The organism is Alcaligenes faecalis (assembly GCF_009497775.1).
GTDB classification, from domain to species: domain Bacteria; phylum Pseudomonadota; class Gammaproteobacteria; order Burkholderiales; family Burkholderiaceae_B; genus Alcaligenes; species Alcaligenes faecalis_D.
Window position 1 is genome coordinate 3,415,911 of the sequence record NZ_CP031012.1, and the last position, 20,580, is coordinate 3,436,490.

Consider the following 20,580-nt stretch of genomic DNA (forward strand, 5'->3'; position numbering starts at 1 on the left):
AAGAATTGAGCAAGGTTTCGTAAACCAAATTATTTTATCATTCCCGCGCAGGTCAGATTGCCAGGGCTGGAATGTTCTGTCCGCCCAGTACAACTGACCTCCGCCTGCCAGCCGGGTGGACGGTGAACCGTACGTCCAACAAGGTTCTGGTTTTATGTTCAGCAAAGGGAAACGCTCCTCCTCCCACCTCGACATCCACCAGCCTCGGTCCGCCCGAGCCCTTTTTATCCGCGCCGGTCTGATCACGCTTGCCCTTGGCTCCTTTGTAGCCGCCGGTGCACTTGCCGTGGTCATGCCCAGCAGCCCGGAACCCCAGATTTACCAAGCCCGCACCGCCTTGACCCTGCCTTCGGACCTGACCGTACTGCAGGCCCAGGATCAGCAAGCCTACATTACTGAAACCCGCATCCGCCGTGGCGACACCTTGTCCGCCCTGCTCCAGCGCATGGAAGTCAGTGAAGAGGGCCTGCTGCAATTTCTGACGCATGACAAGAAAGCGCGCTCCATCTACAAGCTTTACCCTGGCCGCACCGTACAAGCCGCATTGGATGCCAATGGCAATTTGCAATGGCTGCGCTACCGTCACACGCCCTACTCCGACCAATCCGGCCAAGGTCTGGCCAGTTGGCTGGAAGTCCGCCCGGACGGCAAGGATGGCTTTATCGCCCAGGAACAAACCGACCTGACCCAGACCCGAGTGCGTGTGGCTCAAGCCACCATCAACAGCTCGCTGTTTGGCGCCAGTGATCAGGCCGGCATCCCCGACAACATCACCCTGCAAATGGCGGATGTGATGGGCAGCAAGATCGACTTCCTGAAAGACCTGCGCAAAGGCGACAGCTTCCGCGTGGTCTACGAGTCCTACGGCCATGAAGGCCAGGACGTGGGTTCGGGCCGCTTGCTGGCCGTAGAGTTCATCAATCAGGGCAAAACCCATGAAGCCGCCTGGTTCCAGCCTGGCAATGGCTCCGGCGGTTACTACGACTTCAGCGGCCAAAGCCTGAAAGGCGCGTTCCTGCGCACCGCCCTGAAGTTCACCCGTATCAGCTCCACCTTTGGCGGTCGCCGCCATCCGGTGCATGGCGGCTGGCGTGACCACAAGGGCGTGGACTATGCCGCCCCGGCAGGCACCCCCATCCATGCCACCGCAGACGGCGTCGTTGAATTCGTAGGCCGCCAGAACGGTTACGGCAACACCATCATCCTCAAGCACCATGGCGAATTCACCACGCTGTACGCTCACCAGAGCCGCTTTGCAGAAGGTCTGCGCAAGGGTGATCGCGTCGAGCAAGGTCAACTGATTGGTTATGTCGGCTCGACCGGCTGGGCAACAGGCCCGCACCTGCACTACGAATTCCGTATTGCACAAAAAGCGATTGATCCGCTGTCCGTAGACCTGCCCGTGGCACGTGTGCTGGATGCTCCGCAACGCAAGCAGTTCCAGCAAACACTGGCTTCCTACCAGAACAGCTTTGCCCTGCTGCATACAGGCGACGAGCCTGTAGAGCTGGCCAGCCGCTAAGGCCTATGCAAGCCCCCCTGTTTATCGGACTGATGTCTGGTACCAGCATGGACGGCGTGGATGCCGTGCTGGCATCCTTCGGCCCACAGGGGGCACAGATACACCAAACCCACAGCCTGCCCATGCCAGCTGCTCTGCGAGACGAGCTGCTGGCTTTGCAGCATCCGGGGCACGATGAACTGGCCCGCGCCAGTATCGCCGCCCTGCAGCTGACCGAACTCTACGCCCAGGCCTGCCTGCCCTGGACTCAAGGCTTGGAAAAAAATCTGATCCGGGCGATTGGCGTACACGGCCAGACTATCCGCCATGCGCCTGACCAAGGCTATACCCTGCAACTGAATGCCCCTGCCCTGCTGGCCGAGCGCTGCGGGGTGGATGTGATTGCGGATTTCCGCAGCCGGGATATCGCAGCGGGTGGCCAAGGCGCGCCTTTGGTGCCCATTGTTCATGAGGCACTTTTCCGTCACGAGCACGGACGCGTTATTCTGAACTTGGGCGGGATTGCGAATATCTCCCTGCTGCTGCCTAGACGTGATGTATTCGGCTTCGATACCGGCCCGGCGAATATGCTGCTGGATGCCTGGGTGAGCAAACATCAAGGCCAGTCCTACGATAAAGATGGGCAGTGGGCCAATAGTGCCGCCTCTGACCCCGACCTGCTTGCCAGCCTGTTAAGCGAACCCTGGTTTGCTCTGCCCGCGCCTAAATCCACGGGCCGTGATCTGTTCAATTTAGGGTGGTTACAGGAGCATCTGGATCGTGTTGATCCGAAAGGCGAGCTTCAGCCTGCTGCTGTGCAATCGACTCTAATGGATCTGACCGTACACAGCGTTGCACAGGCTATCCGGCCTTACGCAGATCAGATTCAGGAGTTGATTGTGTGTGGCGGTGGCGCTGCCAATCTCGCCATGCTGAAACGCTTGGGCGACTTGGCGCCGATGCCTATCCGCTCCAGCGCCGAGCTGGGCATGGATCCACAATCCATCGAAGCTCTGGCCTTTGCCTGGCTAGCCTACGCGCATATCGAACGCATTCCTGCTGGGCTGCCTGCTGTGACAGGCGCACGACGCGCTACGGTTCTGGGTGCTTGTTATCCGGCTTGATAGCTGTCTTAACAACTCATAAACAAAACACCCCAGCCTCTGGATTCAGAGTCTGGGGTGTTTTTGTACAAACCTGCCAAAGCCATCAGCGCTGAACTATCAGCGCTGACGCCACCTTCTTACATCGTGAAGGAAGAGCCGCAACCGCAGGTAGTCGTCGCATTCGGATTACGGATAACGAACTGAGCACCGTCCAGATCGTCTTTGTAATCAATCTCTGCGCCCACCAGGTATTGGAAGCTCATGGCATCAACCAGCAGTTGCACGCCGTCTTTATCAATGATGGTGTCGTCGTCGTTAACCAGTTCGTCAAAAGTGAAGCCGTACTGGAAGCCGGAACAGCCGCCACCTTGCACGAAGACACGCAGCTTCAGTTCGGGGCTGCCTTCTTCAATCAGGAGCTCACGGACCTTCTCAACCGCTGAATCAGTAAAGATCAGTGGGGAAGGAGGGGCTTGCAGATCAACGGATTCGGTAAGAGTGCTCATGTGGTTCTCCTGCCGGCCCCCGCCGGCATGAATAATTATCATGTGATCGCCTTGCACATGACCACCCGCGGGTAAGGTGATTAGTCTGGCTGGGCGATTTTTTCCTGGCGAGAGGCGCGGATAACGCTTCCTTCCAGGACGTTCAGCGTCAAGGCGGTGGGTTCAAAACCTGGCGGCAAAGCCAGCCAACCCATGGCGCGCTGAAACTGGTTGAAGTTTAAAACCAAAGGATCGATCTGTTCTACAGACGACTCTGCCAGTACCGAGTCCGGCCCGGAACTGGGTGATAGATCGATTTTAACGTTTTTTCCGTCTTGTCGCCCAGTCAGCTGAAACTGGAGGCGGCCGGAAAAAGCCTTTCCTTCTGGGGCGTTACGTTGCAGCAGCACCTTGTACTCCAGCAAATCGCCCCTTTTTGCAACGTCCAGGGCTCGGACAGTAACGGAACCACTGGGGCCGGGCGGGAGCAACTGCTCGTAAAAGGCCAACTGTTCACGTGTCTGCGCCAGTTCGGTCTGAGTAGACGCCAAGGACTTTTCCAAGCCCTTGCGTGTACTCTCTTCCAGAACCAGTTGCCCACGCAGCCCTTCAAACTCGCTTTGGATCTGTTGCAAGGATTGCTGACTACGCGCCAGATTCTGCATGGCCAGCTGTATTTGTTCTGACTGATCGGCGGGTTGAGTCAGGCTGCGGTAAAGCCACAGGCCCCCGCCACCCAACAGCACTCCCAGCAATACGGCCAGCCCAATCGTAGTCGCCCCGCCCCGCGAACGGGAAGGAGCGACAGTAGAAGAATTGGTTTGCGGTGATTCAGCCATAAACATTTGACCTGTTCACCAAGGCCAAGTTCCCTTTAAGGCAAAATTGCAACGTGATTCAAGCCGGTTTGTTCTGGCAGACCGAACAAGATGTTCATATTCTGCACAGCCTGACCCGAAGCGCCCTTAACCAGGTTGTCCTGCACCACCAGAATGATCAGCTGATCGCCATTGCCGGGACGCTGCACGGAAATACGCAGCTGATTGGAAGCGCGCACCGAGCGGGTTTCTGGCAAGGTACCGGCAGGCAGCACGTCCACAAAGGTTTCCTGGGCGTAACGCTGCTCGTACAAGGCCTGGAAGTCCGTATCCATGGCTTCGGGCTTGATGCGTGCGTAGATCGTGGAGAACATGCCGCGAATCATGGGCACCAGGTGGGGCACAAAGGTCAAACCGACCGGGCCACCGGCCAAGCGCTGCAACTGCTCCACAATTTCCGGATGGTGACGGTGACCCGACACGCCGTAGGCCTTGAAGTTGTCGCTGGCCTCGGCAAACAGATTGGGAACCGAAGCCCCTTTACCAGCACCGGACACACCGGATTTGCAGTCTGCAATCAGATGCTGGGTATCAACCAGCGCCTTGCCGCCTTCCAGCAAGGGAGCCAGGCCCAGCAGGACGGTGGTGGGGTAGCAACCAGGGTTACCAATTACCTTGGCTTGGGCAATCTTGTCGCGCAGCAGCTCTGGCAGGCCATAAGCGGATTGGCTCAGGATGTCCGGGCAAGTGTGCTCCATCTTGTACCACTTCTGGAACACGTCCGTATCTTGCAGGCGGAAGTCTGCGGCCAGGTCAATAACGCGCACGCCCGCTTCCAGCAGACGTTCGACCTGACTCATGGCCACACCATGCGGAGTGGCAAAGAACACCACGTCGCACTGCTCCAGATTGGCGTTTTCAGGGGTAGAGAATTTCAGATCCACATGGCCACGCAAGTTCGGATACATATCCGAGACAGGCACACCATCCTCTTTACGCGAGGTAATGGCGACCAGTTCTACCTGGGGGTGCTGACTTAACAGACGCAGCAACTCGACCCCGGTGTAACCTGTACCGCCGACAATCCCTACCTTGATCCGGGTATCGCTATGTGTAGCCATGAACTTTCCTGAAAGAGAGACAAGCAAAAATTCTATCTTAACGTAGTCCTGCCTGTTCTCAAGCACCAGACCGGGCAAAGCAGGACAAATGTAGCCAGCAAACAAAAACCCCGGACAGGTCCGGGGTTTTTGAGCACCATAAACAGGTCGCGAGGCGAATTAACGCTTGCTGAACTGTTTGCGGCGACGTGCTTTGTGCAGACCGACTTTCTTACGCTCAACCTCGCGAGCGTCACGAGTCACCAAGCCAGCTTGTTTCAGTTCTGTCTTCAGTGTTGCGTCGTAGTCGATCAGAGCGCGGGTGATGCCGTGACGGGCAGCACCGGCTTGGCCGCTTTCGCCGCCGCCATGCACGTTGATCTTGATGTCGAACGATTCAACATGGTTGGTCAGCACCAGAGGCTGACGCACAATCATGCGACCCGTTTCACGAGCGAAGTATTCGTCAACAGGCTTGCCGTTGACTACGATTTGGCCCGTACCCTTCTTGATGAAGACACGAGCGACGGAGGTCTTGCGACGGCCCGTACCGTAATTCCAGTTACCGATCATGACCTATCCTTAGATGTCCAGAGTTTTAGGCTGTTGAGCACTGTGAGGATGCTCGGCACCAGCGTAAACCTTCAGTTTCTTGGCCATGGCGTAGCCCAGAGGGCCTTTTGGCAACATACCCTTGACGGCCTTTTCGATGGCACGGCCTGGGAAGCGCTCTTGCATGGTTTGGAAGTTGGTTTCGTAAATACCGCCTGGGTAGTTCGAGTGACGATAGTACTTCTTATCCTGCGCCTTGTTACCGGTCACGGCAATGTCAGCAGCGTTGATGATAATGATGTAATCGCCGGTATCAACGTGAGGGGTATATTCGGGTTTGTGCTTACCACGCAAACGGCGTGCGACTTCGCTGGCCACACGACCAAGGACTTTGCCTTTAGCGTCAATCACAAACCAGTCACGTTTGACTTCAAGCGGCTTGGCCACGAAGGTCTTCATGATGGTTCCTAAATATTAAAATTCTGGGTCAAAGCAACATGCCTGGCCCATACAATCCACCCGCTTTTTCAAGCTGGGCAGCTCCATTTGACCCTGCCAAGGCGTTATATTCCGCCCGTGCATTTCTGCCAAATAGCTCGCCATAATAACATAAATAGTGGATAACACTAGGGTTTTGTACAAAAACACAGGTTTTTTGCCACATCCAGGCGCTCTTTCATAGAGGGAAAGCGCATGAAAAACCCCTGCCTTCCAAGTGGAAAACAGGGGTTAGCAAGACTGGCCTGTTGAACCGGAACAGATTGCTCTGCCCGGCCCAAGCTACGGGGATCAGCCTTTTTTCTGGTTTGCCAGAGCAATGCCCAGGTAGTTGTCGTAGGAGCCTTCGGCCACACGGAACCAAGGCACAATCGCATCGCGAAAGCCCATGTAGTCGTCGTGAATCTTCTTGAACATGGGATCCTTGTCGCAGAATTCCTTGTACAGAATGTTGGAAGTCTTGAAGGACTCGTCCATCACGTCGCGCGGGAAGGATTTCAGGACAGCACCGCTGGCGATCAGGCGACGCAGTGCGCCTGGGCTTTGGGCGTCGTACTGGGAAATCATGCGCTCGCCTGCGGCACGCGAAGCAATTTCAATCAAAGACTGGTATTGCTTGGGCAGTGCGTTGAAAGCAGCGTCGTTCACATACAGCGACACCTGGGCCGAACCTTCCCACCAACCGGGGTAGTAGTAGTACTTGGCCACTTTCTGGAAGCCCAGTTTTTCATCGTCCACAGGACCGACGAATTCCACGGCGTCCAACGTACCTTTCTCCAGCGATGGGTAAATATCGCCTGGTGGCACTTGCTGAGGCACCACGCCCATGCGGGCCAGCACTTCACCAGCAAAACCGGCTGTACGCATCTTCAGACCTTTCAGGTCTTCCAGAGAGTTGATTTCCTTGCGGTACCAACCACCCATCTGGGTGCCGGTGTTACCGAAAGCAAAGTTGATGATGTTACGGGTGGCGAACAGTTCACGCAGCAGCTTGGTGCCGTTACCTTCCTGCATCCAGGCATTCATCTGACGGGCGTTCAGGCCAAATGGCACGGCCGTGTCAAAGCTGAACGAAGGATCTTTACCGTAGTAGTAATAAGAAGCCGTCTGGCCACATTCCACCGTGCCGTTGCTGACCGCATCCATCACGCCGAAACCGGGGACGATTTCACCAGCTGGGTACAAACGGATGTTGAAGTTGCCGTCGGAGGCCTCTTCCACCATCTTGCAGAACGACTGGGCTGTCGAGAACAGAGCCGGGGTTGCGGGACCGTATGTCGATGTCAGCTTCCAATTAACCTTGGGATTGCTTTGGGCAATAGCAGGAGCAGCAATAGCGGCGGTACTGGCTACGGCGCCAAGACCTGCCTTTTTCAGAAACGAGCGACGCTGCATGAATAACCTCCTTGTGGGTATTCGATGATAATTGGGAAATATTTTTATGCTATGGATAGTACACTGGCGCGCCCCGAATGGGGGGCTGGGAAAGCCCGGATTATCCCGCAAATCCGGCCCTATATTGTCGGGTTCTTGATCTGAAACACCTGAACGGCGCCCCATGAAAAACGGCCTGGGCCGGAAGCAACTCCGAACTCAGGCCGTCATCATCTGCTTTCTGACAGCCCGCTTGCCAGGGACAAGACACCGCAGGCGGAGCCAGTCTTGCAGACAGCAGAAATCAGGAACCAGCCACCGACATCTGCTCGATCAGGATGGAACCCGTACGCTTGGAGCCAGCCGCAAAGGTATCGGCACCCACCGCCACAATCTGCGCGAACATCTCGGCCAGATTGCCCGCAATGGTCACCTCTTCCACGGCGTGCTGAATGCGGCCGTTTTCCACCCAGTAACCGAAGGCACCACGCGAGTAATCGCCGGTCAGGTAATTAATACCCTGGCCGATCAGCTCGGTGACCAGCAGACCACGACCCATTTTCTTCAACATGGCATCCAAATCGTCTTCGGGACGAGTCAGACGCGAGCTCAGCAGCAAGTTGTGCGAACCGCCAGCATTCCCTGTGGAAGGCATGCCCAGCTTGCGGCCTGCGTAAGAGGACAGGAAATAGCCTTTCAGCTCCCCGCCACGCACCACGTCACGGTCGCAGGTACGCACCCCTTCCGAGTCAAACGGCGCACTACCCATGGCCGCAGCCAGATGCGGACGCTCCAGCACATCAATGTGCTTGGCCATGACAGATTTACCCAGGGAATCCAGCAGGAAGCTGGTTTTGCGATACAGGGCCGAGCCACTGGTGGCCTGCACCAGCGAACCGATCAGGCCCACAGCCAGCGGGGCTTCAAACAGAACGGGATAGCGGCCAGTAGGAATACGGCGGGCCGACAGGCGCGACAAGGTACGCTCGGCCGCGTAACGCCCCACCGATTCGGGGCTGGATAGACGGGAAGGGTCACGCGAGCTGCTGTACCAGTAGTCGCGATGCATATTGTCGCCCTTGCCTGCAATGGGGCTGACGCTGAGCGAGTGACGGCTATAGGGATAGCCACCCAGAAAGCCGCGGCTGTTACCCATCACAAAATGCCCTTCCAGCGTATCCACCGATGCGCCTTCGGAATTGCTGATCAGGGGGCTCAACTCCAGCGCGGCCTGCTCGGCACGAATCGCCAGCTTTGCGGCCTGGTCAGCATCCAGCAGCCAGGGATGGTGCAGATGCAGATCGGGATAGCTTTGGGCCAGCATGTCTTTTTCAGGCAGACCGGCAAAAGGGTCTTCAGCGGTATAGCGGGCAATATGCCAGGCGGCTTCCACCGTTTCACGCAGCGCCTTGACCGAAAAGTCCGACGTGGAGGCCGAGCCACTGCGCTGGCCTGCAAACACGGTCACACCCAAGGAGCGGTCTTGCGTCTGCTCTACCGTTTCCAGTTCCATCTGGCGCACGGAGACAGCCAGACCTTTGTTTTCTGAAATATCGACGGCAGCATCACTGGCGCCCAGTTTTTTGGCATGCCGCAGCGCTTCATCCACCAATTCGCAAAACTGGAACTGATTGGCGCTGATCGACAATTGGGAAATAGTTGGATGACTCATTGCTACTCTTTGAGGGTTAGGCGGTTATCATAGCCAATTGGCGACAATCTTTGCTATTTCACTTCTTATGGCCCGTCCACGCACTGAAATCGATGAAAACGGTTACGACCGCCCCAGCAAATCGCAGGTAAAACGCGAAATGCACGCTCTGCTCGACCTAGGCAAACGCCTGATCGAGCTCTCGGACGACCGACTCAAACAACTTGATCTGGGCGAGCCCTTGATGGCCGCCATCAAGGATGCCAAGCGCATCAGCCCGACGGCCCGCGAAGGTCGCCGCCGTCAGATCCACTATGTGGGCAAGCTGATGCGCAATGTGGAACCCGAACCGATCCTCAAGCAACTGGACGTCTGGGAAAACGGCTCCAAGGAAGACACCCGTGCCATGCACAGACTGGAAGCCTTGCGCGACCTGTTGTTGCGTGATGACGACGCTCTGACCGAATTCATGAATGAATTTTCCGGCGCCGATATCCAGCAATTGCGCACCCTGATTCGTGCCGCACGCAAAGAAGCGGAGAAAAATTCCACACTGGTACAAGGCCAGGACCCACAGCGCAAGCACTACCGCGCCCTGTACCAGTACATCAAGACCTTGGTAGATCTTTCGGAGTCCGCATGAACCCTCTGCTTGAGTCGATTGAGATTGAAACCGGTGCCAATCCCCAGCACGCCGTTATCTGGCTGCATGGTTTAGGCGCTGACGGCCACGATTTTGCCCCTATCGTGCCCGAGCTGGGCCTGCAAAACGCACCCGCCATCCGTTTCATTTTCCCGCACGCCCCCATCCAGCCCGTCACCATCAATGGCGGCATGGCCATGCGTTCCTGGTACGACATTTATGTGGCGGACCTGGTGCGTCACGAGGACGAAAGCGGCCTGCGTCAATCGCAAATCGAAGTGCAGAATCTGATTGCCCGCGAAAACGCCCGTGGCATTCCAACAGAAAACATTGTGCTGGCCGGTTTCTCGCAAGGCTGTGCCATGACGCTGCAAACCGGCTTGCGCTTGCCCGAGCGTCTGGCCGGCATGCTCTGCCTGTCCGGTTACCTGCCCTTGGCCGCTGCGGTGGAAAACGAGCGCCATCAGGCCAATCAGAACACGCCTATTTTCATGGCGCATGGCAGCATGGACCCGGTTGTGCCGCTGACCCGTGCCGAAGCCAGCCGCCAGCAGTTGGAAGCCCTGGGCTATCAGGTGCAATGGAATGTCTACCCCATGCCCCACGCTGTTTGCCCGGAAGAAATCAGCGCGATTGGCCACTTCCTGAAACAGGTACTGCGCTAATCAGCTCACAAGACAAAAAACGCCGCTGCAATCACAGCGGCGTTTTTTTATTCAGCTTTTTATTGATAGACCCGAGCAATACGCTCTTGCCAGGTCTTTTCCCGAACCTGCACCCCATCCTCTTTCAGCACCCGCGTGAAAGTCAGGTAGAAATACGATTCGTCGGACTCGATCCGAGCCTGGGCTGACATATCGATCTCCCGTCCCTTGATCGTAAAGACATTGCGCCGATCACCCTGATAGCGCGCCTTGGCGGGCGTAGCATCATTGACCTCCCAGCGATACATCTCCTCGGAGCGGTACAAATTGTCATGCAGCACCCAGCTAAGCTCATTGCTGGTGGTGAACGTCGAATCGCCGGTGGCTTCATTACGAACGCTGCTGAACACGGGGCCATCCCCGTCAATAGTGCGGCCGAAAGGAGCTGCTTCACTGGCCTGGGGTGGCGACATGACGCAAGCCTGCGTACCCTGCTCCCGCACAGGCACCACGGGCAGGTCCACCCAGGTATCCGCACCCGGAAACAGACTGGTGACACCCGGCGTCGGGCTGGGCCAGACCATGGGGAACTGCGCATTGCTCACCGCCAAGCGGATGCGATGGCCCGGCTTGAAACGCCACGTAGTGAAGTGAATGGAGGTTTCCAAATTGGTGGCCTTACCCGGCACCAAGGGCTGTGGCTCCAGACGCGAGATACGCTGGGAAGGGTTGATGATTGCCCCGCTGACCAAAGAAACCTGCCCATTCGGGGCCACATCTTCCAGTCGCACTGTCCATTGATAGAAAGGCGCATCGGCCGCTACCTTCAGACGCACCTTAGGCATACCCATGATTTCCATGGCCTCGCTCAAGGGCGCGGAATCATAAACCAGGCTATGTGCATCATCGGCAGCCATATCGCCCGTTTGCTCACCCCACCAGCCGCCACCAGCCAAACCCGCTCCAGCCTTGTAGCGCAAGGTCTGAGCCAAGCCGGAGGCAGGAGAAATAGCAGCCAACTGGTGTCCGGCCTGAGGATGCAGACGTTGAGTCCGCGCGCCTTCCACTGGCCATTGCGGATCACAGCGCCAATAACCAGGCACGCTGGTCCGATCGGTAGCGGGAGCATGGCCGGTACGCATGAAAGCCATCCGACGCGGTTCATCCAGAATCCCGGTATCTATGTCTTTAAGCCAGTAGTCCCACCAACGCACCGCCTTCTCGCGCCACTCATAATTCGGGCCGGGCACGCCATATTCCGGCCAGGCGTGATTCCAGGGTCCCATTTCCACAATCACAGGTGCTTTCGAGGTCCGACTGACATCCAGCGCAAAATCACGATAGCCATCCAGCAAGCCACCAATCAAATAGGCCGGGACTTCCAAAGGCTGCTTTTTGAAGGCCAGGGACTCGGCACGCCAGAAGTCGCCGTCCTGTTGTTGACGCAGCCAGGTAAAAATCCAGGGCTCGCGGTCAAAACGGTTCTTGAAATACTCCTCGTCAATCTGATAATCCGGGCTTTGCGGCATGGCGTTATCGGTATCAATCTGGTGCGCATAGGAGTCGATATGCAAGGCACCATCAATATAGTGAACGTCGTTGTAGAACAGATCGGTAGAACCGTGTGCCGCAATAATGGCCTTGAGTGCTGGCGGTTTTCTGTGTGCCGTCATCAAGGAGTTGAAGGCGCTCCAGGACAGGCCGTACATGCCGACCTTGCCATTGGACCAGCTCTTGCGGGACAACTGATCGATCAGCTCCTCGGCATCTGCAATCTCGGCAGCGGAATACTCGCTGACGGGGACAGGGCCAGAGCTGCCACCTGTACCACGCACATCAACCCGCGCCAGCACATAGCCCCGCTTGGCAAAATAAGAGCCGTAATCGTAGTCACCCAGCGCGAAGAAATCATCCTTGCGATAAGGCAGCATTTCCAGAATGACCGGGAAGGTTTCACCCGGTGTTTTGGCCGATGGCCGATAGTACGTCACCGCCAAGCGCACACCATCGCGCATTTCCAGGCTGTCGTTCTCCATGGAGAATTCGTAATGGTTTTTTTCGGGTGACATCGCTGTCTGCCCGGAGCAAGCCAGCAGGCCGCCTATCAAGAACAAGCCCAGCACCCAGCGCTGCAGAGCAGCCAGATTCAATCGCATCATTGTGTCCCCGGTATGTGGCGCCGTCGGTGGTGGGCACCATCCATTGATGCGGCGGCAGCCAGCGCTCCAGCGCTGTACTGCCTGCCATCACGAGCGCATCATAGTCCCGCCACCGTTAAGTGAATCGGGACATTAGGGAACAATTAAACGGGTATTTACCTGACAAGCAGATGAGCCTGCCTGTGCCTAATCCGAGCGACGGGTCTCACCCAGATCCAGCCAGACGCGACGCATACTGGGATCCTCCGGGTCCGCATCGTTCTGGAAACCCAGACGTTTCATCAAGGCTTGCATAGGCGCATTGGAGGCCAGCACATAACCGTCGATGTAGGTCAGCCCCTGCTCGGCGGCGGCCTGAATCAGCGCCTCCATCAGGATCACCCCCAGACCACGCCGCTGCCAGGCATCCCCAATCACCAGGGCGTATTCCGCCCCCCGGCCATCGCCATTACGAAGATAGTGAGCAAAGCCAATAATCTCGTCACGCGGATGGTTACGGTTATCTGGATTGGGTGAACGCACAGTAGCGATCAGCGCCAGTTCCCGGTCGTAGTCGATGCGGGTGTAGCGGGACAGCATGCGTGGAGTCAGTTCGCGCAGCATGGACACGAAGCGCATGTAGCGGCTTTCATCGGACAGGCCACGCATAAAGGCTTGCAGTGCTTCTGCATCCTCGGGGCGGATGGGTCGCAAGGTCCAGCGTTGATCATCCTTGAACTGACGCCGCTCGATCAGATGACGCGGGTAAGGGTGAATCGCCATGTGACGGTAGCCTGCCGTTTCAGGCAACACCAGCATGGACTGCTTGCTCAAGGAAATGGAAATACTCTTGATGTACAGGCTGTTCTCGCCCGCCATGATGGGGTCCAGCACCACACGGCGCACGCCGGGCAACTCGCTCATCAAATCCGACAAACGCTCCAGCACTTGCAACAGCTGCGTCAACACCAAAGGTGTCAATTGCGAGGACAAGCTCTTGCGCCACAAGGGACTACGTTCCACCAACTGGCGCGCCAGATAGCGGTTCAAGGGTGGCAGCTCTACCGCCGGATAGGAGGAAGAAAGCCAATCCGCATGATCGGCCCCACCAAACACGGCATAGGGGCCCAACTTGTCGTCGGTCTCAAAACGCAGGCCCATCAGCGGAACATCAGGGTCCGGTTGGCCTTGATCGTGCGTCACGCGCAAATCAACCACAGGCACGTGAAAGTAGCGCAGCAGATCACGACACTCCTGCTCGCTGGCCTCGCGGCGCTCGCTTTGAATCTGGCGTACCAGTTCGCGGGCAGGCTCTACCTCTGGCAAGGTGCCCAGCGGCAACGGCGGCAAGGTTTGCTGCGACAAATGCTGGTTGTAGTGATAGCGGGCCAGCAGATCAAAAGCGTTGGCCGCCGTATCCGGGGTACGGAAAGCCGGTGTCCCTACCCCATCCAGCAAATGACGCAGGGGCCGCATATCCGCATCGCCAATCAAGCAGGTAATGATGGGTTTGCGGGCACTGGCCGATAGCATGGCCAACTCTCGTGATACCGCCGGCATATCGGCCAGGGGGTCCGGGGTCAGCAAGACCAGTACCCCATCGATATCCTTATCATCCAGCAAAGTGGAAATAACCGAGTCGATACGCATGGGCGTCAGTGGCACATAAGTCACCACCGGGTTCTGAACCTGGTCGCCAGGAGCCAGCAGATTATCCAGCGCTCGCTGGGTCGAGGGCGACAGCTCCGGGCAAGTCACCGCGGCATCCGAACCCAATACATCCAGAGCCATCTGCGCTGCCCCATTCCCATTAGAGAACAAGGCAATGCGCCGCCCTTTGGGACGACGGGTATAGACCAGCACCTTCAGGGCCGAGAACAGTTGCACAAAATAACGAATGCGCACCGCCCCCACGCGCCGCATCAGGGCATTAAAGACCGCCTCGTGAGCCTCGCCCTGCTGACGCTGCCCACCTACCTTCAAGACCACCACGGGTTTAACGGCCGCCACTGCATGCAAGGCACTGGTAAAACGGCGCGACGCAGGCGTGTGCTCCAGATACAGCGCAATACTGTCCGTGCGCGGATCCATGGCCAGATATTCCAGCACCTCGGGCACATCGATAACAGCTTCGTCCCCTACCGACACAATCGCGGAGAAACCCAGGCTGACGTCTTCAGCCCAGTCCATCAAGGCCGAGGTAATGGAGCGCGACTGGGACACCAGAGCCACACGGCCTGCCAGTGCCATTTGCGGCTCATGACTTAAATTGATGCCCAGATGGGGCCGTTGTATCCCGAAGGCACGCGGCCCCAGCACCAGACAATTATTGATGCGGGCCCAGGAGCGCGCATACACCATGTCTTCCATGGGATCACGGGAGGCCAGGTTCGAGGGCAGGAGCAGAACCACACGCGGCTTGTGTACCCGGATGGCATCCAGGGCCTGCGGCAAACGCACCGGCTCAATACAAACCAGCGCCAGATCCAGGCGCTGTGTATCCGTCAGCCCTTCCAGACGATCCGGCACCAGCACTTGCGTGGCCGTAATGCGCGCCTGGGTGATACGGCCAGCCAGCCGTGCGGGCATATCCTTGATAAGCGGCAAGGGTAATGTGGATACGACCAACACCGAACGGGGCTCAAACAATGCTGTCAGACGATGCCTTAGGGCTGCCATGATTGTTCCGCCATAAGAAGACCACACACCAAAATAATGAATTCCCTCATCTTAAGCACAGCCGTCTACAAATAAAAGAGACTTGGCTGGCTATATCTGTCTTGCATCATGCAGCCGGTTTTTACCCTGTGGCGGGTCATTCATATACTTTCGTATAGAGACCATACGCCAATGCCTGGGCAAAAACGGCGCAAAGCCAGTCGCAAAGCGGCTTGCAAGCCGTAAAATAACACCCGTTCGGAAAGCAGGACCTTTCGTTCTCTCTGACAGGAAAAAACACACTATGTCCAGCGACGACAGTCGAAGAAATATGCTGCACAGGCCCCTCAGACACTACTGACCCTCCGGGTTGTCTGCTGATGTGGCTTGCGCAGCACGATCAGGAGTCAACCATGCACCGCATTATTCATACTGGACCGATCCGGGCCCTGACCTCGTCGGGATCGCATCTTGCCACACATTGCCCTCGCGAGCGCGCTGCCCCCAGCCGCCGCCCCGCTATTGCCTGGCGTATCAACACGGCCAGTCGCAAACCAGAAATCCACTGGATTGCAGACAGTGACAAACCACCCTCAGCGCGAGTGTGGCGCTGCACCTTGCCCAGCCACTAAGCGCTGGCCTGACGCTTACTAAATCCGCTTGTTCTTACCTTTAGTTTGCCGACTCTGAAACAGGTCGGCAGGACCTGCTGCGTCCATCCCCCGGAATGGACGGCACTGTCACGCCTGTACCCCAGGAGCATTACATGAGCATTCAACAACAACGTCCGCCACTGCGCTCAGTGGACAACGACGCCAAACTGCGCACGGCCACCGAAACCGGGCTTAGCCTGGAGACGACACTGGCCGCTGTGCAGGCCAATCTGAACGGCCTGACCGACGCCGAGGCCTTGAGCCGCCTGACCGAATACGGCCCTAACGAGGTCGCCCGGGACAAGCCCGCCCACGCTCTGATTCAATTGGCTCTGGCCTTTAAAAACCCTTTTATTGCGGTCCTGATGGTGCTGGCCGCCGTCAGTGCGGTCACTGACATTATTTTGCCCATGCGCTCGGGCGAAGAAGTGGACTACACCGGCGTGCTGATTATTGTGGTCATGGTCACCCTGAGCGGCCTGCTGCGCTTCTGGCAGGAATACCGCTCCGGCAAAGCCGCCCAGGCCCTGAAAGCCATGGTGCGTACCACCGCCAGCGTGCAACGACGCTCTACCGTGTCCAGCGCCACGGTCATGCGCGAAATCCCCATGAGCCAGATCGTGCCCGGCGATATTGTGCGCCTGTCCGCTGGCGACATGATCCCGGCAGACCTGCGCTTGATAGAGTCCCGCGACTTGTTCGTCAGCCAGGCTGCCCTGACAGGTGAAGCCCTGCCTGTCGAAAAGTACGATGTTTTCAGCGCAGTCAGCAGCAAGAGCGCCTCGGCATCCAGCTCCCAGGCCGGTGTGCTGGAGCAGAACAATATGTGCTTTATGGGCACCAACGTGGTCAGCGGCACGGCCACGGCCGTCGTTGTTGCCACTGGCGCCAAGACCTACTTTGGATCGCTGGCCAAAGCCATTGTCGGTTCGCGCGCTGAAACTGCATTTGATCGTGGCGTGAACAGCGTCAGCTGGCTGCTGATTCGTTTCATGCTGGTCATGGTGCCTATCGTGCTGCTGATCAACGGTTTTTCCAAAGGCGACTGGACCGAAGCATTCCTGTTCGCACTGGCCGTGGCGGTCGGTTTGACCCCTGAAATGCTGCCCATGATTGTGTCCTCCAACCTGGCCAAAGGCGCGGTGGCCATGGCCAAGAACAAGGTGGTGGTCAAACGTCTGAACGCAATCCAGAACTTTGGTGCCATGGACGTGCTGTGTACCGACAAGACCGGCACTCTGACACAAGATCGCATTATTCTGGAACACCATCTGGGTCTGGACGATCGCAACAGCCCGCGCATCCTGGAACTGGCCCTGCTCAACAGCCTGCACCAAAGCGGCGTGAAGAACCTGATGGATCAGGCCGTACTGCGCTTTGCAGAGAAAACTCCCTCTGCCCTGCAAGCCATTGGCTCCTACCGCAAGATCGACGAACTGCCTTTTGACTTTGTGCGTCGTCGCCTGTCGGTTGTCGTGCAAGATCCGCAGGGCGAACAGCTCATGGTCTGCAAGGGTGCGGTAGAAGAAATGCTCAGCATCGCCACCCACGTGCAAGACGGTGATCAACGCTTGCCACTGGATACCGAGCAGCGCGCCCGTCTGCTGAAAATGGCTTACCGCTACAACTCGGACGGCTTCCGTGTCTTGCTGATCGCCACTCGCAGCATTCCTGTCGCACAGGCCAAGAGCCGTTACGAAGCCCAGGACGAATGCGAGATGACCGTGCAAGGTTTGCTGACTTTCCTGGACCCACCCAAAGAAAGTGCTGCCCAAGCGATTGCCGCCCTGACCGAGCACGGTGTGGCCGTGAAAGTGCTGACCGGCGATAACGAAATCATTACCGCGAAGATCTGCCGTGAAGTGGGCCTGGAGCCCGGCAAACCTTTGCTCGGGCCTGAAATCGAGCTGATGCAAGACCCCGATTTGCGTTGCGCTGTCGAACGTCACTCAGTTTTTGCCAAGCTCACTCCCCTGCAAAAATCGCGTGTTCTGAAGGCCTTGCAGGCCAATGGTCACACTGTCGGTTTTCTGGGTGACGGCATCAACGACGCTCCCGCCCTGCGCGATGCTGACGTGGGTATTTCGGTGGATAGCGGTACGGATATTGCCAAGGAATCGGCAGACATCATCCTGCTGGAAAAGAACCTGCTGGTGCTGGAAGAAGGCGTAATCAAAGGGCGCGAGACCTTTGGCAACATCATCAAGTACCTGAACATGACGGCCAGCTCCAACTTTGGCAATGTGTTCTCGGTGCTGGTGGCCAGTGCTTTCATCCCCTTTCTGCCCATGTTGGCCATCCACTTGCTGATTCAAAACCTGCTCTACGATATCTCCCAACTGGCTTTGCCCTGGGACCGCATGGACAAGGACTTTCTGCGCAAACCCCGTAAATGGGATGCCAAGAATATTGGCCGCTTCATGATCTGGATTGGCCCTACCTCGTCCATCTTTGACATCAGTACCTTTGTCTTGATGTGGTACGTGTTTGGCGCCAATACACCTGAGCTGCAATCGCTGTTCCAGTCCGGCTGGTTTATTGAAGGCTTGCTCTCGCAGACCCTGGTTGTTCACATGCTGCGTACGCAAAAGATCCCCTTCATCCAAAGCACCGCCGCCCTGCCTGTGATGCTGATGACCCTTCTGATCGCCGCACTGGGTATTTACCTGCCCTTCTCCGGCGTGGGCGCCATGGTCGGCCTGCAGCCTCTGCCTTGGGAATACTTCCCTTGGCTGGTCGGCACCTTGCTGGCTTACTGCCTGGTCGCACAGGGTATGAAAATGCTGTACATCCGCCGCTTTGGCCAGTGGTTCTAAGTCTGACAGGCCTGTACTCCCGGAAGTCCTTTCGGGGGCCCAGGCCTCGACGCACATGCTGAAAGAACCTCGGGTATATGATGGCCACACTACAGACACGATCCTGCAGCCTGGCCCATACACGACAGACATGAAACCACCCCTTCGCTTCCTATCGAGCAAAACGTACCGAGCCCTGGCCCTGACCGGCATTTGCATCCTGATGGCGCTGGTCTTTATTGCCGATACCCTCACCAACTACGCTATCGCCGCCGCGGTCTTTCATACACCGCTGCTGCTGATAGCGATTCGGTTTTTGTCGGCCCGGCAAGTCGTTGCTCTGACCACCATCAGCATGGTGCTGACCGTGGTCAGCTTTCTGCTGACCCGCGCAGGTGACTACGATGTGGGCCTGATCAATACCGGCATCAGCATTATTGCCATCGCCATCACCTCGTATCTGGGGCTGAAACTCAAGTCCGTGCAGGCCGCGGCTCATGAGACACGCGAGCATTTGCTGCGCCTGTCCCGTTTGACTACTTTGGGTCAGCTCAGCACCTCGATTGCCCATGAGGTCAGCCAGCCTTTGGCCGCCATCAATAGCAGCGCGGGTGCCTGTCAGCGCTGGCTGGAAGCCTCGCCTCCTAATGTAGAAAAGGCACAAGCTGCCGCGAAGCGGATTGTTTACGACGCGCAGCGTGCCAAAGATGTGCTGGACCGGGTGCGCAGCATTACCCGGAACGAAGCGCCTACCAGCAGCGCTTTTGATTTGAACCTGGCCCTGACCGAGCTGCTTAGCCTGTCCGGTGGCGAGATGCGACGTCAGCATATTGATCTGCGTCTGGCCTTGCAGTCCGATCTGCCCCAGGTCTTTGCCGACCGGGTTCAGGTTCAGCAGGTGATGGCCAATTTGCTGCTCAATGCCATTGAAGCCCTGTCACCTCCCTCGGACTACCATGCGGCTCATATCACGATAGAAACCAGCCTTTTGCCTGGCGACAAGCCGCAAGCCAACAAGGTGCTGTTTTCCATCAAGGACAATGGTCCTGGCTTGTCGGGCACGCAGCTGTCCCAATTGTTTGATACTTTCTGGACCACCAAGGCAACCGGCCTGGGTCTGGGTCTGACCATAAGCCGCACCATTATTGATGCCAATAACGGCCATATCTGGGCCACTGACCAGGCCGATGGCGGTGCTGCCTTTCATTTCACCTTACCTTTGGCGCCATGACAGACAATCTGGATTCCTCTCTGAACACGCCCACCGTCTACATCATTGATGATGACCCTTCCGTTCGCGCGGCCCTGGACGATTTGCTGGCCAGCGTAGGCTTGAACGCACTGAGTTTTGCTTCCACGCGGGACTTTCTGGCGCATCCCTTATCCGAGGCCCCCGCCTGTCTGGTGCTGGATGTGCGCATGCCCGAGCAAAGCGGCACGGACTTTCATTTGCAGATGGAGTCGCGCGGACTGCACATGCCGGTCATCTTTATTACCGGCCACGGCGATATTCATATGGCGGTCAAGGCCATCAAGCATGGTGCCTGGGATTTTCTGACCAAGCCTTTTGTGGATCAGGATCTGATTGATGCCGTGCAATCGGCTCTGGCCGCCGATGCGCAGCGCAAGGAGGCGGCCAAGACCCGGCTGACTTTGCAGCAACGCTGGGACAGCCTGAACGCGGGCGAGCGCGATGTGTTCATGCGCGTGGTGCAAGGCCTGCTGAACAAGCAGATCGCCGCCGAACTGGATGTGAAGGAAGTGACCGTCAAGGTTCGCCGTGCCCGTGTAATGCAAAAAATGCAGGCCGGTTCGCTGGCGGAGTTGGTACGTCAGTTCGATCAGCTCAATACGGAAAGCGGCCATTAGGACACTTCTGCGCGGCGGTTCTTTCCTAGTTGGCGCGCTGGGTTAAAATACGCAGATTCGGTCCCGTATGCGGGCTTCCAAAGGTCAAGGCCACA

At 57.3% G+C, this 20,580-nt stretch carries 17 protein-coding genes; 8 read left to right on the forward strand and 9 right to left on the reverse strand.

Translation table 11 applies throughout. From position 1 onward, the window contains the following. The first annotated feature begins 154 nt into the window (after positions 1-154). The gene (locus DUD43_RS15765) at positions 155-1,522 is read left to right on the forward strand and encodes a M23 family metallopeptidase (RefSeq protein ID WP_153231023.1); all 1,368 of its coding nucleotides are present in this window, start codon (positions 155-157) and stop codon (positions 1,520-1,522) included. 5 nt (positions 1,523-1,527) lie between these two features. Continuing rightward, entirely contained in the window at positions 1,528-2,625 is a 1,098-nt protein-coding gene (locus DUD43_RS15770; protein WP_153231024.1) for an anhydro-N-acetylmuramic acid kinase, read from the forward strand. 119 nt (positions 2,626-2,744) lie between these two features. Here DUD43_RS15770 and erpA read toward each other — a convergent pair whose 3' ends face one another. The 7 genes from erpA to pmbA form a co-directional block, all read right to left on the reverse strand. After that, a complete protein-coding gene (gene erpA, locus DUD43_RS15775; RefSeq protein WP_003801826.1) occupies positions 2,745-3,113 on the reverse strand; it encodes an iron-sulfur cluster insertion protein ErpA in 369 nt (122 codons plus the stop codon). A gap of 80 nt (positions 3,114-3,193) precedes the next feature. Then, positions 3,194-3,931, reverse strand: a complete 738-nt coding sequence (locus DUD43_RS15780) for a DUF6776 family protein (RefSeq protein ID WP_153231025.1) — start codon at positions 3,929-3,931, stop codon at positions 3,194-3,196. Between the two features lie 35 nt (positions 3,932-3,966). Further along, a complete protein-coding gene (gene argC / locus DUD43_RS15785; protein WP_153231026.1) occupies positions 3,967-5,031 on the reverse strand; it encodes an N-acetyl-gamma-glutamyl-phosphate reductase in 1,065 nt (354 codons plus the stop codon). Positions 5,032-5,190: 159 nt separating this feature from the next. Continuing rightward, on the reverse strand, positions 5,191-5,583 hold the full coding sequence (gene rpsI, locus DUD43_RS15790; RefSeq protein WP_153231027.1) for a 30S ribosomal protein S9: 393 nt from the start codon (positions 5,581-5,583) through the stop codon (positions 5,191-5,193). A gap of 9 nt (positions 5,584-5,592) precedes the next feature. Next, complete coding sequence (gene rplM / locus DUD43_RS15795; protein WP_003801836.1) at positions 5,593-6,021, reverse strand: 50S ribosomal protein L13; 429 nt, start codon at positions 6,019-6,021, stop codon at positions 5,593-5,595. Between the two features lie 330 nt (positions 6,022-6,351). Next, positions 6,352-7,455, reverse strand: a complete 1,104-nt coding sequence (locus DUD43_RS15800; protein ID WP_153231028.1) for a TRAP transporter substrate-binding protein — start codon at positions 7,453-7,455, stop codon at positions 6,352-6,354. A gap of 283 nt (positions 7,456-7,738) precedes the next feature. Further along, a complete protein-coding gene (pmbA, locus tag DUD43_RS15805; protein ID WP_153231029.1) occupies positions 7,739-9,106 on the reverse strand; it encodes a metalloprotease PmbA in 1,368 nt (455 codons plus the stop codon). Positions 9,107-9,173: 67 nt separating this feature from the next. Here pmbA and yjgA point away from each other — a divergent pair, with 67 nt between their 5' ends. Next, on the forward strand, positions 9,174-9,728 hold the full coding sequence (gene yjgA, locus DUD43_RS15810; protein ID WP_009460660.1) for a ribosome biogenesis factor YjgA: 555 nt from the start codon (positions 9,174-9,176) through the stop codon (positions 9,726-9,728). Further along, complete coding sequence (locus DUD43_RS15815) at positions 9,725-10,393, forward strand: alpha/beta hydrolase (protein WP_153231030.1); 669 nt, start codon at positions 9,725-9,727, stop codon at positions 10,391-10,393. The genes yjgA and DUD43_RS15815 overlap by 4 nt, the downstream gene beginning before the upstream one ends. Positions 10,394-10,452: 59 nt before the next feature. Here the strand turns inward: DUD43_RS15815 and DUD43_RS15820 are convergent, their stop codons facing one another. Continuing rightward, positions 10,453-12,531, reverse strand: a complete 2,079-nt coding sequence (locus DUD43_RS15820; RefSeq protein WP_228125821.1) for a CocE/NonD family hydrolase — start codon at positions 12,529-12,531, stop codon at positions 10,453-10,455. Between the two features lie 186 nt (positions 12,532-12,717). Further along, the gene (locus DUD43_RS15825) at positions 12,718-15,189 is read right to left on the reverse strand and encodes a GNAT family N-acetyltransferase (RefSeq protein WP_153231031.1); all 2,472 of its coding nucleotides are present in this window, start codon (positions 15,187-15,189) and stop codon (positions 12,718-12,720) included. Between the two features lie 392 nt (positions 15,190-15,581). Here DUD43_RS15825 and DUD43_RS15830 point away from each other — a divergent pair, with 392 nt between their 5' ends. From DUD43_RS15830 to DUD43_RS15845, 4 genes are all read left to right on the forward strand, one after another. Then, positions 15,582-15,800, forward strand: coding sequence for a hypothetical protein (locus DUD43_RS15830; protein WP_153231032.1), 219 nt, complete (start codon positions 15,582-15,584; stop codon positions 15,798-15,800). A gap of 134 nt (positions 15,801-15,934) precedes the next feature. Further along, the gene (mgtA, locus tag DUD43_RS15835; RefSeq protein ID WP_153231033.1) at positions 15,935-18,637 is read left to right on the forward strand and encodes a magnesium-translocating P-type ATPase; all 2,703 of its coding nucleotides are present in this window, start codon (positions 15,935-15,937) and stop codon (positions 18,635-18,637) included. A 130-nt stretch (positions 18,638-18,767) separates the two neighbouring features. Beyond that, positions 18,768-19,847, forward strand: coding sequence for a sensor histidine kinase (locus DUD43_RS15840; RefSeq protein ID WP_153231034.1), 1,080 nt, complete (start codon positions 18,768-18,770; stop codon positions 19,845-19,847). Further along, positions 19,844-20,485 carry a response regulator transcription factor gene (locus DUD43_RS15845; protein ID WP_153231035.1) on the forward strand — a complete coding sequence of 214 codons (642 nt, stop codon included), beginning with the start codon at positions 19,844-19,846 and terminating at the stop codon, positions 20,483-20,485. Before DUD43_RS15840 ends, DUD43_RS15845 begins: the two co-directional genes overlap by 4 nt. Positions 20,486-20,580 lie beyond the last annotated feature (95 nt).

Excerpts from the sequence above, each read along its gene's own strand:
- DUD43_RS15765 (WP_153231023.1), top strand. The coding sequence starts at position 155 with ATGTTCAGCAAAGGGAAACGCTCCTCCTCCCACCTCGACATCCACCAG.
- DUD43_RS15770 (WP_153231024.1), top strand. The coding sequence starts at position 1,528 with ATGCAAGCCCCCCTGTTTATCGGACTGATGTCTGGTACCAGCATGGAC.
- erpA (WP_003801826.1), bottom strand. The coding sequence starts at position 3,113 with ATGAGCACTCTTACCGAATCCGTTGATCTGCAAGCCCCTCCTTCCCCA.
- DUD43_RS15780 (WP_153231025.1), bottom strand. The coding sequence starts at position 3,931 with ATGGCTGAATCACCGCAAACCAATTCTTCTACTGTCGCTCCTTCCCGT.
- argC (WP_153231026.1), bottom strand. The coding sequence starts at position 5,031 with ATGGCTACACATAGCGATACCCGGATCAAGGTAGGGATTGTCGGCGGT.
- rpsI (WP_153231027.1), bottom strand. The coding sequence starts at position 5,583 with ATGATCGGTAACTGGAATTACGGTACGGGCCGTCGCAAGACCTCCGTC.
- rplM (WP_003801836.1), bottom strand. The coding sequence starts at position 6,021 with ATGAAGACCTTCGTGGCCAAGCCGCTTGAAGTCAAACGTGACTGGTTT.
- DUD43_RS15800 (WP_153231028.1), bottom strand. The coding sequence starts at position 7,455 with ATGCAGCGTCGCTCGTTTCTGAAAAAGGCAGGTCTTGGCGCCGTAGCC.
- pmbA (WP_153231029.1), bottom strand. The coding sequence starts at position 9,106 with ATGAGTCATCCAACTATTTCCCAATTGTCGATCAGCGCCAATCAGTTC.
- yjgA (WP_009460660.1), top strand. The coding sequence starts at position 9,174 with ATGGCCCGTCCACGCACTGAAATCGATGAAAACGGTTACGACCGCCCC.
- DUD43_RS15815 (WP_153231030.1), top strand. The coding sequence starts at position 9,725 with ATGAACCCTCTGCTTGAGTCGATTGAGATTGAAACCGGTGCCAATCCC.
- DUD43_RS15820 (WP_228125821.1), bottom strand. The coding sequence starts at position 12,531 with ATGATGCGATTGAATCTGGCTGCTCTGCAGCGCTGGGTGCTGGGCTTG.
- DUD43_RS15825 (WP_153231031.1), bottom strand. The coding sequence starts at position 15,189 with ATGGCAGCCCTAAGGCATCGTCTGACAGCATTGTTTGAGCCCCGTTCG.
- DUD43_RS15830 (WP_153231032.1), top strand. The coding sequence starts at position 15,582 with ATGCACCGCATTATTCATACTGGACCGATCCGGGCCCTGACCTCGTCG.
- mgtA (WP_153231033.1), top strand. The coding sequence starts at position 15,935 with ATGAGCATTCAACAACAACGTCCGCCACTGCGCTCAGTGGACAACGAC.
- DUD43_RS15840 (WP_153231034.1), top strand. The coding sequence starts at position 18,768 with ATGAAACCACCCCTTCGCTTCCTATCGAGCAAAACGTACCGAGCCCTG.
- DUD43_RS15845 (WP_153231035.1), top strand. The coding sequence starts at position 19,844 with ATGACAGACAATCTGGATTCCTCTCTGAACACGCCCACCGTCTACATC.